We start from the raw sequence: 15,247 nt of genomic DNA on the forward strand, positions 1-15,247 counted from the left end.
CGCCATCTCATCAAGAGAGGCGCGGCGGAGCAGCGGCCTCAGGGGAAGGCTGCGCGCGGCGCATGCCTTCAGGGGCGCGGGGAACTGCGCGAGAAGCCCCACCGGGCCGGGGACGAACGACAAACAACGGCGCGGCAGGCCGGCGTCACCAGTCGACATCCTCCGGCTCCGGCTCCGGCCCGAAATCAGGCTCGGGCCCGGGGTCGAACTCCGGCTCGACATCACCGGCACCGGCCACGGCACCGGCACCTTCAAGCCCGGCAAGAACCTCCAGCACCCCGGGCCCCCAGGTGGCCAACTTCTTCTCCCCGACCCCACCGAGCGTGCCCAACTGCGCCAACGACGCGGGCCGCTGAAGAGCAATCTCCCGCAACGTGGCGTCATGGAAGATCACATACGCGGGCACCCCGTTCTCCTTGGCCTGCGCCCCGCGCCAGGCCCGCAACGCCTCGAAGACGGGCACCAGCTCGGCGGGCAGATCGGCCGCGACGGTCTTGGCCTTGCGCTCGCGGGGCGAGGACGACCGGGAAGAGGCGGGCTTCGGCGCCTCCTTGCGCAGCCGCACCTCCCGCTCCCGCCCCAGCACGCTCCCGCTGTCGTCGGTGAGCACGAGCGTCCCGTACTCCCCCTCGACGGCGACGAGCCCCTGCGCCAGCAACTGCCGCACCACGCCACGCCATTCGTTCTCGCTCAGCTCCTCACCGATGCCGAAGACGGAGAGCTGGTCGTGGTCGAACTGGATGACCTTGGCGGTGCGCTTGCCGAGCAGGATGTCGATGATCTGGCCCGCGCCGAACTTCTGTCGCCGCTCCCGGTCGAGCCGCACCACGGTGGAGAGGATCTTCTGCGCGGCGACCGTGCCGTCCCAGGTCTCGGGCGGGGTCAGACAGGTGTCGCAGTTCCCGCACGCGGCCGGGGCCTCCTGCCCGAAGTAGGTCAGGAGCTGGGCCCGCCGGCACTGCGCGGTCTCGCAGAGGGCCAGCATCGAGTCGAGGTGGGAGGAGGCCCGGCGACGGAACGCCTCGTCGCCCTCCCCCATGTTGATCAGCTTGCGCTGCTGCACCACGTCCTGCAGCCCGTACGCCATCCAGGCCGTCGACGCGAGCCCGTCCCGGCCCGCGCGGCCGGTCTCCTGGTAGTACCCCTCGACGGACTTCGGCAGGTCGAGGTGGGCCACGAACCGCACGTCCGGCTTGTCGATGCCCATGCCGAACGCGATGGTCGCGCAGACCACCAGCCCCTCCTCGCGCAGGAAGCGGGACTGGTGCGCCGCGCGCGTCCCCGCGTCGAGGCCCGCGTGGTACGGCACCGCCTCGATCCCGTTCCTGCTCAGGAACTCGGCGGTCGCCTCCACGGACTTGCGCGACAGGCAGTACACGATGCCCGCGTCGCCCTCGTGCTCCTGCTTGAGGAAGGTCAGCAGCTGCTTCTTCGGCTCGGCCTTGGGCACGATCCGGTACTGGATGTTGGGCCGGTCGAAGCTGGCCACGAAGTGCCGGGCCCGCGGCATGCCGAGGCTCTGGGTGATCTCCTGGTGGGTGGCGTGCGTCGCGGTCGCCGTGAGGGCGATGCGCGGCACGTCGGGCCACCGCTCGCCGAGCACGGACAGCGCCCGGTACTCGGGCCGGAAGTCGTGCCCCCACTGCGCCACACAGTGCGCCTCGTCGATCGCGAAGACGGAGATCTTGCCGCGCGAGAGCAGGTCGAGGGTGCTGTCGATCCGCAGCCGCTCCGGGGCGAGGTAGATCACGTCCAGCTCGCCGGCGAGGAACTCGGCCTCGACGGTCCGCCGCTCGTCGAAGTCCTGCGTCGAGTTCATGAACCCGGCGCGGACGCCGAGCGCCCGCAGCGCGTCCACCTGGTCCTGCATGAGCGCGATCAGCGGCGAGACGACGACGCCCGTACCTGGTCTGACCAGGGCCGGGATCTGGTAGCACAGCGACTTGCCGCCGCCGGTGGGCATCAGGACGACGGCGTCACCGCCCGCCACGACGTGCTCGATGATCGCTTCCTGCTCGCCGCGGAATGCGTCGTACCCGAAGACGCGGTGGAGCGTGGCAAGGGCCTCGCTCTCCGTCACCTCGCTCATACCGTCTGTCCCGTCCGTCGTCCGACTGCTCCGCCAACGATAGGGGTCCGCACCGACAACCCCGAAAGTTATCCACAGGCTCGGGAGAACCTGGCCGCACACAGAGGTGCCCGGCACCCCTCCCAGGGCGCCGGGCACCGGCTCACGCGTGCGCGAGGGCGTTACCGGACGAAGACTCCGGCCTGGTTCGCCAGGTCCAGGAAGTACTGCGGCGCGAGGCCCAGCACGATCGTGACCGCGACGCCCACCGCGATCGTCGTCATGGTCAGCGGCGACGGCACGGCCACGGTCGGCCCGTCCGCCTTCGGCTCACTGAAGAACATGAGGACGATCACGCGGATGTAGAAGAACGCGGCGATCGCCGAGGACACCACACCGACGACGACGAGCGCGCCCGCACCGCCCTCGGCGGCCGCCTTGAACACGGCGAACTTGCCCGCGAAGCCGGAGGTGAGCGGGATTCCGGCGAAGGCGAGCAGGAACACCGCGAAGACGGCCGCGACCAGCGGCGAGCGCCGGCCGAGCCCCGCCCACTTCGACAGGTGCGTCGCCTCGCCGCCCGCGTCGCGCACCAGGGTCACCACGGCGAAGGCGCCGATGGTCACGAAGGAGTACGCGCCCAGGTAGAACAGCACCGACGAGACGCCCTCGGGGGTCGTCGCGATCACACCGGCCAGGATGAACCCGGCGTGCGCGATCGACGAGTACGCGAGGAGCCGCTTGATGTCGGTCTGGGTGATCGCGACGATCGCGCCGCCGAGCATGGTGACGATGGCGACGGCCCACATGACCGGCCGCCAGTCCCAGCGCAGGCCCGGCAGGACCACGTACAGCAGGCGCAGCAGCGCGCCGAAGGCGGCCACCTTGGTCGCCGCCGCCATGAAGCCGGTGACGGGCGTCGGGGCGCCCTGGTAGACGTCCGGCGTCCACATGTGGAACGGGACGGCGCCGACCTTGAACAGCAGGCCCATGACGACGAGCGCGACGCCGATCAGGAGCAGCGCGTCGTTGCCCATCGTGTCGGCGAGGGCCGGGTCGATATTGGTGACCGTGCCGTCGACGACGCTCGCGACCTTGGCGTACGAGACCGAGCCCGCGTAGCCGTAGAGCAGCGCGATGCCGAACAGGGTGAACGCGGACGCGAAGGCGCCGAGCAGGAAGTACTTGACCGCGGCCTCCTGCGACACGAGCCGCTTGCGGCGGGCCACGGCGCACAGGAGGTACAGCGGGAGCGAGAAGACTTCCAGGGCGATGAAGAGCGTCAGCAGGTCGTTCGCCGCGGGGAACACCAGCATGCCGCCGATCGCGAAGAGCGCGAGCGGGAACACCTCGGTCGTCGTGAACCCGGCCTTCACGGCGGCCTGTTCACTCTCGCTGCCCGGTACGGAGGCGGCCTGCGCGGCGAACGAGTCGACGCGGTTGCCGTGCGCCTCCGGGTCGAGCCGCCGCTCGGCGAACGTGAAGATCGAGACGAGCCCGGCCAGCAGGATGGTGCCCTGCAGGAAGAGGGCGGGTCCGTCGACGGCGATCGCGCCCATGGCCGCGATGTGCGCCTTGGTCGTGCCGTACCCGCCGGCGGCGAGGCCGACGACCGCGGCGAAGGCCGCCGCGAGGGCCACGACCGACAGGAACACCTGGACGTAGTAACGGGACTTACGCGGCACGAACGCCTCGACCAGGATCCCCAGGACGGCGGCACCGATGACGATCAAGGTCGGGGACAATTGCCCGTACTCGATCTTCGGGGCGTCGATCTTGGAGATCGGGTCGGCCGCCGTTGTCCACAGGCTGTGGACGACTGGAGCACTCACCAGGGAACTCACTTGTGAGCCGCCTCCACTTCCGGCTTCGGGTCCTTCTTGTGGACGTCGGACATGGTGTGCTTGACCGCCGGGTTCACCAGCTCGGTCAGCGGCTTCGGGTAGACACCCAGGAAGATCAGTACGGCGATCAGCGGGACCACGACGGTCAGTTCGCGCGCCTTCAGGTCGGCGATGCCCTCGTTCGACGGCTTCACCGGGCCCGTCATGGTGCGCTGGTAGAGCACCAGCGTGTAGAGCGCGGCGAGCACGATGCCGATGGTCGCGATGATGCCGATGACCGGGTAGCGCGAGAACGTGCCGACCAGGACCAGGAATTCACTCACGAAGGGCGCGAGCCCCGGCAACGAGAGCGTGGCCAGGCCGCCGATCAGGAACGTGCCGGCGAGCACCGGGGCGACCTTCTGCACACCGCCGTAGTCGGCGATGAGCCGCGAGCCGCGGCGGGAGATCAGGAACCCGGCGACCAGCATCAACGCGGCCGTGGAAATACCGTGGTTGACCATGTAGAGCGTCGCGCCGGACTGGCCCTGGCTGGTCATCGCGAAGATGCCCAGGATGATGAAGCCGAAGTGCGAGATCGACGCGTACGCGACCAGCCGCTTGATGTCCCGCTGGCCGACCGCGAGCAGCGCGCCGTAGACGATGCTGATCAGGGCGAGCACCAGGATCACCGGCGTCGCCCACTTGCTGGCCTCCGGGAACAGCTGGAGGCAGAAGCGGAGCATCGCGAAGGTGCCGACCTTGTCGACGACGGCCGTGATCAGTACGGCGACCGGGGCCGTGGCCTCGCCCATCGCGTTCGGCAGCCAGGTGTGCAGCGGCCACAGCGGGGCCTTCACCGCGAAGGCGAAGAAGAAGCCGAGGAAGAGCAGCCGCTCGGTGTTGGTCGCCATGTCCAGCGAGCCGCTCGCGCGGGCCGCCGCGATCTCCGAGAGCGAGAAGCTCCCGGCGACCACGTACAGACCGATGACGGCCGCCAGCATGATGAGCCCGCCGACCAGGTTGTAGAGGAGGAACTTGACGGCCGCGTAACTGCGCTGGGTCGCGGCCTCCTTCTCGCCGTGCGGGCCCGCGCGGTCCCCGAAGCCGCCGATGAGGAAGTACATCGGGATCAGCATGGCTTCGAAGAAGATGTAGAAGAGGAAGACGTCGGTGGCCTCGAAGGAGATGATCACCATCGCCTCGACGAGGAGGATCAGGGCGAAGAAGCCCTGCGTCGGCCGCCAGCGCCTGCTTCCGGTCTCCAGCGGGTCCGCGTCGTTCCAGCCCGCGAGGATCACGAACGGGATCAGCAGCGCGGTCAGCGCGATGAGCGCCACCCCGATGCCGTCCACGCCCAGTTCGTAACGGACCCCGAAGTCCTTGATCCAGGCGTGGGACTCGGTGAGTTGGTAGCGGTCGCCGTCCGGGTCGAAGCGCACCGCGACCACCGCCGCGACCACCAGGGTCGCGAGCGAGAACAACAGCGCGAGCCATTTGGCCGCCGTGCGCTGCTTCGCCGGTACGGCGGCCGTGGCGATGGCGCCCACGGCCGGCAGTACCGCCGTCGCTGTCAGCAGAGGAAAGGACATCGGTATCAGACCGCCCTCATCAGCAGGGTCGCCGCGACGATGACCGCCGCACCGCCGAACATCGAGACGGCGTACGAGCGCACGTAGCCGTTCTGGAGCTTGCGGAGCCGGCCGGAGAGGCCGCCCACGGAAGCCGCCGTGCCGTTCACCACTCCGTCGACCAGGGTGTGGTCGACGTAGACCAGGGAGCGCGTGAGGTGCTCGCCGCCGCGGACCAGGACGACGTGGTTGAAGTCGTCCTGGAGCAGGTCCCGGCGGGCCGCGCGGGTGAGCAGCGAGCCGCGCGGGGCGACGACCGGGACCTCGCGGCGCCCGTACTGGAACCAGGCGATCGCGACACCGATCACCAGGCAGACCATGGTGGCGCCGGTGACCACGCCCGCGCTGATCGGCGCGTGCCCGTGGTCGTGGCCGGTGACCGGCTCCAGCCAGTGCAGGAAGCGGTCGCCGATGGAGAAGAAGCCACCGGCGAAGACCGAGCCGACCGCGAGCACGATCATCGGGATCGTCATGGACGACGGCGACTCGTGCGGGTGCGGCTCATGGCCGTCCGCGTCGGGCTGCCAGCGCTTCTCGCCGAAGAAGGTCATGATCATCACGCGGGTCATGTAGAACGCCGTGATGGCCGCGCCGAGCAGGGCCACGGAGCCGAGGATCCAGCCCTCGGTGCCGCCCTTCGCGAACGCCGCCTCGATGATCTTGTCCTTGGAGAAGAAGCCGGACAGCCCCGGGAAGCCGATGATGGCGAGGTACCCGAGGCCGAACGTCACGAAGGTGACCGGCATGTACTTCCTGAGGGCGCCGTACTTCCTCATGTCGACCTCGTCGTTCATGCCGTGCATGACCGAACCGGCGCCGAGGAACAGGCCCGCCTTGAAGAAGCCGTGCGTCACCAGGTGCATGATCGCGAAGACGTAGCCGATGGGGCCGAGGCCCGCGGCGAGCACCATGTAGCCGATCTGCGACATCGTCGAGCCGGCCAGCGCCTTCTTGATGTCGTCCTTCGCGCAACCGACGATCGCACCGAACACCAGCGTGACCGCGCCGACGATGGTGACGACGAGCTGGGCGTCCGGCGCGCCGTTGAAGATCGCGCCGGAGCGGACGATCAGGTAGACGCCCGCGGTCACCATGGTCGCGGCGTGGATGAGGGCCGAGACCGGGGTCGGGCCCTCCATCGCGTCCCCGAGCCAGGACTGCAGCGGCACCTGCGCCGACTTGCCGCACGCGGCGAGCAGCAGCATCAGGCCGATCGCGGTGAGCTTGCCCTCGCTCGTGTCGCCGACGCTGTCGAGCACCGGCTTGAAGGCGAACGTCCCGAACGTCGTGAACATCAGCATGATCGCGATGGACAGACCCATGTCACCGACACGGTTGACGAGGAACGCCTTCTTGGCGGCGGTGGCCGCGCTGGGCTTGTGCTGCCAGAAGCCGATGAGGAGGTACGAGGCGAGGCCCACGCCCTCCCAGCCGACGTAGAGGAGCAGGTAGTTGTCGGCGAGGACCAGCAGGAGCATCGCCGCGAGGAACAGGTTCAGGTAGCCGAAGAAGCGGCGGCGCCGCTCGTCGTGCTCCATGTAACCGATCGAGTAGATGTGGATCAGCGTGCCCACACCGGAGATCAGCAGTACGAACGTCATCGACAGCTGGTCCAGCTGGAAGGCGACGTCCGCCTGGAAGCCCTCGACGGGGATCCAGCTGAACAGGTGCTGGCTGAGCGTGCGGTCCTCCGGGCTCCTGCCCAGCAGATCGGAGAAGAGCACGACCGCGATCACGAAGGAGCCGGCCGCGAGCAGGGTGCCGAGCAGATGACCCACCCGGTCCAACGCCCGCCCGCCGCACAGGAGTACGGCCGCTCCGAGCAGTGGCGCCGCGACGAGCAGCGCAATCAGGTTGTTCACGATTTCTCCGACCCCTTACAGCTTCATCAGGCTGGCGTCGTCGACCGAGGCCGAGTGGCGGGAACGGAACAGCGACACGATGATCGCGAGCCCCACGACGACCTCCGCGGCGGCGACGACCATCGTGAAGAACGCGATGATCTGGCCGTCGAGATTGCCGTGCATCCGGGAGAACGCGACGAACGCGAGGTTGCACGCGTTCAGCATCAGCTCGATGCACATGAACACGACGATCGCGTTCCGCCTGATGAGGACGCCGGTGGCGCCGATGGTGAACAACAGGCAGGCGAGATACAGATAGTTGACCGGATTCACTTCGACGCCTCCTCGCTGCGCTCCAGGCGCTCGGCCGACCGCTGCTCCAGGGCCTTGAGGTCATCGAGCGCCTCACCGGAGACGTCCCGGATCTGTCCGCGCTCGCGCAGCGTCTGCATGACCGTGAGCTCCGACGGGGTGCCGTCGGGCAGCAGGCCCGCGATGTCCACGGCGTTGTGCCGGGCGTAGACACCCGGGGCCGGCAGCGGCGGGAGGTGCTTGCCCTCGCGCACGCGCTGCTCGGCCAGCTCCCGCTGGGTCTTGGCCCGCTCGGTGCGCTCCCGGTGCGTGAGCACCATCGCGCCGACCGTGGCGGTGATCAGCAGGGCGCCGGTGATCTCGAAGGCGAAGACATACTTGGTGAAGATGAGGGAGGCCAGTCCCTCCACGTTCCCGTTCGCGTTCGCCTTGCCCAGGCCGTTGAACTGCGTCAGCGACGCGTTCGCGATGCCCGCGATCAGCAGGATGCCGAAGCCGAGACCGCACGCGGCGGCGAGCCAGCGCTGCCCCTTGATGGTCTCCTTCAGGGAGTCCGCCGCGGTGACACCGACCAGCATGACGACGAAGAGGAACAGCATCATGATCGCGCCCGTGTAGACGACGATCTGGACGATGCCCAGGAAGTACGCCCCGTTGGCCAGGTAGAAGACCGCGAGGATGATCATGGTCCCGGCCAGGCACAGGGCGCTGTGCACGGCCTTCTTCATGAGGATCGTGCAGAGTGCGCCGATGACGGCGACGGTGCCGAGGACCCAGAACTGGAACGCCTCACCGGTGGAGGTGGAGTAGGCGGCGAGCGCACTCATGCCTCCACCTCCTCGGCCTCGGCGGCCCCAGCGCCCTCAGCGGGCTTCTCGCCCTTGGAGACGGCGACCTGGCGCTCGGTGCCGGGCGCGGCCTCGGTGACCAGGCCCCGGTAGTAGTCCTGCTCGTCCATGCCCGGGTAGATCGCGTGCGGGCTGTCGACCATGGTGTCCTCCAGGCCGGCGAGCAGCTGCTCCTTGGTGTAGATCAGGTTGGCCCGGCTGCTGTCCGCGAGCTCGAACTCGTTCGTCATCGTGAGCGCGCGGGTGGGGCACGCCTCGATGCACAGGCCGCACAGGATGCAGCGGGCGTAGTTGATCTGGTAGACGCGGCCGTACCGCTCGCCCGGGGAGTAGCGCTCCTCCTCGGTGTTGTCCGCGCCCTCCACGTAGATGGCGTCCGCCGGGCAGGCCCAGGCGCACAGCTCGCAGCCGACGCACTTCTCCAGGCCGTCCGGATGGCGGTTGAGCTGGTGCCTGCCGTGGAAGCGGGGAGCGGTGGTCTTCTGCTGCTCCGGGTACTGCTCGGTGAGCCGCTTCTTGAACATGGCCTTGAAGGTCACGCCGAAGCCGGCGACCGGATTCATGAACCCGGGGCTGGTGTCCTTCTCGTTCGTCTCGTCAGCCATCGGACGCCTCCTTTCCGTCACGAGCGTCACTCGGTCCGTCACTCGCAGTATCGGGGCCGCCACTGACAATCAACTCCCGCTCACGGCGCGGGCGTCGGCGCGGGACGGGCGGCAGGGCCTGTCCGGGCAGCGGCGGGACGGGGAATCCGCCCGCCATCGGGTCGAAGGCCGCGGGCTCCTCGGCCACACCGCCCTCGGGGGACTGCTTGGCGCCCCGGTCGCGGAAGATGTCGACGACGAACGACAGCAGCAGGAGCACGAGGATGCCGCCGCCGACGTACAGCGCGATGTCGGCGAAGTCGTAGTTCTCGTTGCGCAGCGTGCGCACGGTCGCCACCAGCATCAGCCAGACCACGGAGACCGGGATGAGTACCTTCCAGCCGAGCTTCATCAGCTGGTCGTAGCGCACGCGCGGGAGCGTGCCGCGCAGCCAGATGAAGAAGAACAGCAGCAGCTGCACCTTGATGACGAACCAGAGCATCGGCCACCAGCCGTGGTTCGCGCCCTCCCAGAACGTCGAGACGGGCCACGGTGCGCGCCAGCCTCCGAGGAAGAGCGTCACCGACACCGCGGAGACCGTCACCATGTTCACGTACTCGGCGAGCATGAACATCGCGAACTTGATGGACGAGTACTCGGTGTTGAAGCCGCCGACGAGGTCGCCCTCGGACTCCGGCATGTCGAACGGGGCGCGGTTGGTCTCGCCGACCATCGTCACGATGTAGATCAGGAACGACACCGGCAGCAGCACGATGTACCAGCGGTCGTGCTGCTGGGCGACGATCTCCGAGGTCGACATCGAGCCCGAGTACAGGAACACCGAGGCGAACGCGGCGCCCATCGCGATCTCGTACGAGATCATCTGCGCGCAGGACCGCAGACCGCCGAGGAGCGGATACGTGGACCCGGAGGACCAGCCGGCGAGCACGATGCCGTAGATGCCGACCGAGGCGACCGCGAGGATGTAGAGCATCGCGATCGGCAGGTCGGTGAGCTGCATCGTCGTCCGGTGGCCGAAGATCGAGATCTCGTTGCCGGCCGGGCCGAACGGGATGACGGCGATCGCCATGAACGCGGGGATCGCGGCGATGACCGGCGCCAGGACGTAGACGACCTTGTCGGCGCGCTTGACGATCAGGTCTTCCTTCAGCATCAGCTTGATGCCGTCGGCGAGCGACTGGAGCATGCCCCAGGGGCCGTGCCGGTTGGGGCCGATGCGCAGCTGCATCCAGGCGACGACCTTGCGCTCCCACACGATGGAGAACAGCACGGTCAGCATCAGGAAGGCGAAGCAGAAGACCGCCTTGACGACGACCAGCCACCACGGGTCGCGGCCGAACATCGACAGGTCCTCGAGCGCGAGCGGGCTCAGCGCCATGGGGCTCATGACTGCACCTCCGGGGCCTCGGCGACGGCCGGGCCGATCTTCACGAGGTCGCCGGGGACCGCACCGGTGTCCGAAGCGACGCCCCCGCCGACGGAGTTGAGCGGCAGCCAGACGACCCGGTCGGGCATCTCCGTGATCTGGAGCGGGAAGCGGACGCTTCCCGCGGACCCGGTGACGGCCAGCACGTCGCCGTCCTTGACGCCCGCCTCGGCGGCCGTCGCGGCCGACACGCGCGCGTGGGCGGCGTGCCGGGTCCCGGCGAGCGCTTCGTCGCCCTCCTGGAGACGGCCCTGGTCGAGCAGCAGCCGGTGTCCGGCGAGGACGGCCTCACCGGAGGCGGGCCGCGGCAGCACCGCGCCGGTCTCCAGGGGCTCGGTGGCGTGCGGGCCGTCCCAGTGGCCGAGCCGGTCCAGCTCACCGCGCGCGGTGCGCAGGTCGGGCAGCCCGAGGTGGACGTCCATGGCGTCGGCCAGCATCTGCAGCACGCGCCCGTCGGTCGGGGCCACGCGGCGCGTCATCTGGTCGGGCTTGAGCGCGGCCTCGAACATCCGCGCCCGGCCCTCCCAGTTGAGGAAGGTGCCCGCCTTCTCGGCGACCGCGGCCACCGGCAGGACGACGTCGGCGTGGTCGGTGACCTCGCTGGGCCGCTGCTCCAGGGAGACCAGGAAACCGACCTCGTGAAGCGCTTCACGCGCGCGTCCCGGGTTCGGCAGGTCGGCGATCTCGACGCCCGCGACCACCAGGGCCCGCAGCTCGCCCGTGAGGGCGGCCTCCACGATCTGGCCGGTGTCGCGGCCGTAGCGGTGCGGCAGTTCGGCCACGCCCCAGACGGACGCGACCTCCTCCCGCGCGCGCGGGTCGGTCGCCGGACGGCCGCCGGGCAGCAGCGAGGGGATCGCGCCCGCCTCGACGGCACCGCGCTCACCGGCCCGGCGCGGCACCCACACCAGGGCGGCGCCGGTCGCGGCGGCGGCCCGGACGGCGGCGGTCAGCCCGCCGGCGACGGCCGCGAGCCGCTCGCCGACGACGATCACGGCGCCCTCGGCGCGCAGCGCCTCGCCCGCCGCCGCTCCCCCGGCCTCCAGACCGACGCCGGACGACAGGGCGTCCAGCCACTCGGTCTCGGTGCCGGGCGCGGCGGGCAGCAGGGTGCCGCCGGCCTTCTCCAGACCGCGCGTCCCGTGCGTGGCCAGGGAGAACACCCGCTGTCCGTGCCCGCGCCAGGCCTTGCGGAGCTTGAGGAAGACGCCGGGCGCCTCCTCCTCCGACTCGAAGCCGACGAGGAGCACGGCCGGGGCCTTCTCCAGCTTCGTGTACGTGACGCCGGTGCCGTCGAGGTCGCGCCCGCGACCCGCGACCCGGGCCGCCAGGAAGTCGGCCTCCTCGCTGCTGTGCACGCGCGCGCGGAAGTCGATGTCGTTGGTGTCGAGGGCGACCCGCGCGAACTTGCTGTACGCGTAGGCGTCCTCGACGGTGAGCCGGCCGCCGGTGAGGACGCCGGACCGGCCGCGCCCCGCGGTCAGCCCGCGGGCCGCGGTCTCCAGCGCCTCGGGCCAGGAGGCGGGCCGCAGTTCACCCGACTCCGCGTCGCGGACCAGGGGCGTCGTCAGCCGGTCCGGCTTCTGCGCGTACCGGAAGCCGAAGCGGCCCTTGTCGCAGATCCACTCCTCGTTGACCTCGGGGTCGTTGGCCGCGAGGCGGCGCATGACCTTGCCGCGCCGGTGGTCGGTGCGGGTCGCGCAGCCGCCGGAGCAGTGCTCGCACACGCTCGGCGACGAGATGAGGTCGAAGGGCCGCGAGCGGAAGCGATACGCCGCCGAGGTCAGCGCGCCCACCGGACAGATCTGGATGGTGTTCCCGGAGAAGTACGACTCGAAGGGGTCGCCCTCGCCCGTGCCGACCTGCTGGAGCGCGCCGCGCTCGATCAGCTCGATCATCGGGTCGCCCGCGATCTGGTTGGAGAACCGGGTGCAGCGCGCGCACAGCACGCACCGCTCGCGGTCGAGCAGCACCTGGGTGGAGATCGGCACCGGCTTCTCGTAGGTGCGCTTCCTGCCCTCGAAGCGGGAGTCGGACTGGCCGTGCGACATGGCCTGGTTCTGCAGCGGGCACTCGCCGCCCTTGTCGCAGACCGGGCAGTCCAGGGGGTGGTTGATGAGCAGCAGCTCCATGACCCCCTTCTGCGCCTTCTCGGCGACCGGGGAGGAGAGCTGGCTCTTGACCACCATGCCGTCGGTGCAGGTGATGGTGCAGGACGCCATCGGCTTGCGCTGGCCCTCCACCTCCACGATGCACTGGCGGCAGGCGCCGGCCGGGTCGAGGAGCGGGTGGTCGCAGAACCGGGGGATCTCGATGCCCAGCATCTCGGCGGCGCGGATGACCAGGGTCCCCTTGGGGACGCTGATCTCGATGCCGTCGATGGTGAGGGAGACGAGGTCCTCCGGCGGAACAGCCGCCTCGCCGCCCCCGGAGGGAGCGTTGGTCGTGACGGTCACGCGGTCACCTCCGTGCGGTGCTGGTCGGTCCGGTCGGCCCAGACGGTCGAGCGGGCCGGGTCGAAGGGGCAGCCCTTGCCCGTGATGTGCTGCTCGTACTCGTCGCGGAAGTACTTGAGCGAGGAGAAGATCGGTGAGGCGGCGCCGTCGCCGAGGGCGCAGAACGACTTGCCGTTGATGTTGTCGGCGATGTCGTTCAGCTTGTCGAGGTCGTCCGGCGAGCCCTTGCCTGCCTCGATGTCGCGGAGCAACTGGACGAGCCAGTACGTGCCTTCGCGGCAGGGCGTGCACTTGCCGCAGGACTCGTGGGCGTAGAACTCGGTCCAGCGGGTCACGGCGCGCACGACGCAGGTCGTCTCGTCGAAGCACTGGAGCGCCTTGGTGCCGAGCATCGAGCCCGCGGCGCCGACGCCCTCGTAGTCGAGGGGGACGTCGAGGTGCTCCTCGGTGAACATCGGGGTGGAACTGCCGCCCGGCGTCCAGAACTTGAGGCGGTGTCCGGGCCGCATGCCGCCGCTCATGTCGAGGAGCTGGCGCAGCGTGATGCCGAGCGGGGCCTCGAACTGGCCGGGGTTGGCGACGTGGCCGCTGAGCGAGTAGAGCGTGAAGCCCGCGGACTTCTCGCTGCCCATCGACTTGAACCAGTCCTTGCCGCGATTCAGGATCGCGGGAACCGACGCGATGGACTCGACGTTGTTCACCACAGTGGGGCATGCGTACAGGCCCGCGACCGCGGGGAAAGGGGGGCGGAGTCGCGGCTGGCCACGGCGGCCCTCGAGCGAGTCCAGGAGTGCGGTCTCCTCGCCACAGATGTACGCGCCCGCGCCCGCGTGCACGGTGAGTTCGAGGTTCAGACCCGTCCCCAGGATGTCCTGCCCGAGGAACCCTGCCTCGTACGCCTCGCGGACGGCCTCGTGCAGCCGCCGCAGTACGGGGACCACTTCACCGCGCAGGTAGATGAAGGCGTGCTCGGACCGGATCGCGTAGCAGGCGATCACGATGCCCTCGATGAGGCTGTGCGGGTTCGCGAAGAGGAGGGGGATGTCCTTGCAGGTCCCGGGCTCCGACTCGTCGGCGTTGACGACGAGGTAGTGCGGCTTGCCGTCTCCCTGCGGGATGAACTGCCACTTCATCCCGGTGGGGAATCCGGCGCCGCCGCGCCCGCGCAGGCCCGAGTCCTTCACGTAGGCGATGAGGTCGTCCGGCGACATGGCGAGCGCCTTGCGCAGTCCCTCGTAGCCCTCGTGGCGGCGGTACACGTCCAGGGACCAGGACCTGTCCTCGTCCCAGAAGGCCGACAGGACCGGAGCGAGCAGCTTCTCCGGGCTGGTGTCGTGGTCGTTGACTTCGGCTGCCAAGGTCATCACTCCCCCTCCTCGGCGGTCGGCCCCGCGGGGTGGTCGGGGTCCGAGGCCGATGTGTCCTGCGGCGCGTCGTGCGAGCTGAGGTGCTCGCCGGGCGACGGATCGTGCGGCGGCTGCGTGTCGCGGGCCTCGCCGCGCGGGTGGACCACGCGCGCGGGCGGCGTCTCGCCCTTGGCCAGGCGCAGTCCGATCAGCGAGGCCGGTCCGGCGCTGCCGCTCGCCTCGACGGCGCCCTCGCGCTCGTCGGGGAAGCCGGCCAGGATGCGGGCGGTCTCCTTGAAGGTGCACAGGGGAGCGCCGCGGGTGGGCGACACCTGCGCTCCCGCGCGCAGGTCGTCGACGAGCTGCTTGGCCGAGTCGGGCGTCTGGTTGTCGAAGAACTCCCAGTTGACCATCACCACGGGAGCGAAATCACAAGCGGCGTTGCACTCGATGTGCTCCAGCGTGATCTTGCCGTCGTCCGTGGTGCCGTTGTTGGCGACGCCGAGGTGCTCCTGGAGCGTCTCGAAGATGGCGTCGCCGCCCATGACGGCGCACAAGGTGTTGGTGCAGACGCCCACTTGGTAGTCGCCGCTCGGCTTGCGGCGGTACATCGTGTAGAAGGTCGCCACCGCCGTCACCTCGGCGGTGGTCAGGCCGAGCACGTCGGCGCAGAACTGCATGCCGGTCCGCGTGACGTGGCCCTCCTCCGCCTGCACGAGGTGCAGCAGCGGCAGCAGCGCGGAGCGGGAGCCGGGGTAGCGGGCGACGATCGCCTTCGCGTCCGTCTCCAGACGGGCCCGGACGTCGTCCGGATAGCCGGGGGCGGGCAGCGCGGGCATGCCCAGGCTGACGCCCTGGCCCGCAGGCTGTGCAGAATTGAAAGCCCCT

General features: G+C 69.8%; 11 protein-coding genes. All 11 read right to left on the reverse strand.

Features of this window, described 5'->3' with window-relative positions:
- Positions 1–145 precede the first annotated feature (145 nt).
- The 11 genes from recQ to nuoE all read right to left on the reverse strand — a co-directional run bounded on the left by recQ (position 146) and on the right by nuoE (position 15,198).
- Positions 146–2,089, reverse strand: a complete 1,944-nt coding sequence (gene recQ / locus ABT127_RS24965; protein WP_351454071.1) for a DNA helicase RecQ — start codon at positions 2,087–2,089, stop codon at positions 146–148.
- 161 nt (positions 2,090–2,250) lie between these two features.
- Positions 2,251–3,900: an NADH-quinone oxidoreductase subunit NuoN gene (nuoN, locus tag ABT127_RS24970; RefSeq protein WP_351454074.1), complete on the reverse strand. Its 1,650-nt coding sequence runs from the start codon at positions 3,898–3,900 to the stop codon at positions 2,251–2,253.
- Between the two features lie 8 nt (positions 3,901–3,908).
- Positions 3,909–5,483, reverse strand: coding sequence for an NADH-quinone oxidoreductase subunit M (locus ABT127_RS24975; RefSeq protein ID WP_351454077.1), 1,575 nt, complete (start codon positions 5,481–5,483; stop codon positions 3,909–3,911).
- Between the two features lie 5 nt (positions 5,484–5,488).
- Complete coding sequence (nuoL, locus tag ABT127_RS24980) at positions 5,489–7,384, reverse strand: NADH-quinone oxidoreductase subunit L (protein ID WP_351454079.1); 1,896 nt, start codon at positions 7,382–7,384, stop codon at positions 5,489–5,491.
- Positions 7,385–7,399: 15 nt separating this feature from the next.
- Positions 7,400–7,699: an NADH-quinone oxidoreductase subunit NuoK gene (gene nuoK, locus ABT127_RS24985; protein ID WP_111663767.1), complete on the reverse strand. Its 300-nt coding sequence runs from the start codon at positions 7,697–7,699 to the stop codon at positions 7,400–7,402.
- Positions 7,696–8,505 (reverse strand): NADH-quinone oxidoreductase subunit J, encoded by an 810-nt coding sequence (locus tag ABT127_RS24990; RefSeq protein ID WP_111663766.1) that lies wholly within the window; start codon positions 8,503–8,505, stop codon positions 7,696–7,698. The genes nuoK and ABT127_RS24990 overlap by 4 nt, the downstream gene beginning before the upstream one ends.
- Positions 8,502–9,131 (reverse strand): NADH-quinone oxidoreductase subunit NuoI, encoded by a 630-nt coding sequence (gene nuoI / locus ABT127_RS24995; protein WP_351454084.1) that lies wholly within the window; start codon positions 9,129–9,131, stop codon positions 8,502–8,504. The genes ABT127_RS24990 and nuoI overlap by 4 nt, the downstream gene beginning before the upstream one ends.
- A complete protein-coding gene (gene nuoH / locus ABT127_RS25000) occupies positions 9,124–10,503 on the reverse strand; it encodes an NADH-quinone oxidoreductase subunit NuoH (RefSeq protein ID WP_351454353.1) in 1,380 nt (459 codons plus the stop codon). Before nuoH ends, nuoI begins: the two co-directional genes overlap by 8 nt.
- 11 nt (positions 10,504–10,514) lie before the next feature.
- On the reverse strand, positions 10,515–13,013 hold the full coding sequence (locus ABT127_RS25005; RefSeq protein WP_351454087.1) for an NADH-quinone oxidoreductase subunit G: 2,499 nt from the start codon (positions 13,011–13,013) through the stop codon (positions 10,515–10,517).
- Positions 13,010–14,380: an NADH-quinone oxidoreductase subunit NuoF gene (gene nuoF, locus ABT127_RS25010; protein ID WP_351454090.1), complete on the reverse strand. Its 1,371-nt coding sequence runs from the start codon at positions 14,378–14,380 to the stop codon at positions 13,010–13,012. Before nuoF ends, ABT127_RS25005 begins: the two co-directional genes overlap by 4 nt.
- Complete coding sequence (gene nuoE / locus ABT127_RS25015; RefSeq protein ID WP_351454093.1) at positions 14,377–15,198, reverse strand: NADH-quinone oxidoreductase subunit NuoE; 822 nt, start codon at positions 15,196–15,198, stop codon at positions 14,377–14,379. The genes nuoF and nuoE overlap by 4 nt, the downstream gene beginning before the upstream one ends.
- Positions 15,199–15,247: the final 49 nt, after the last annotated feature.

Origin of the sequence: Streptomyces sp. NPDC001904 (assembly GCF_040297005.1) — a bacterium.
GTDB lineage: Bacteria > Actinomycetota > Actinomycetes > Streptomycetales > Streptomycetaceae > Streptomyces.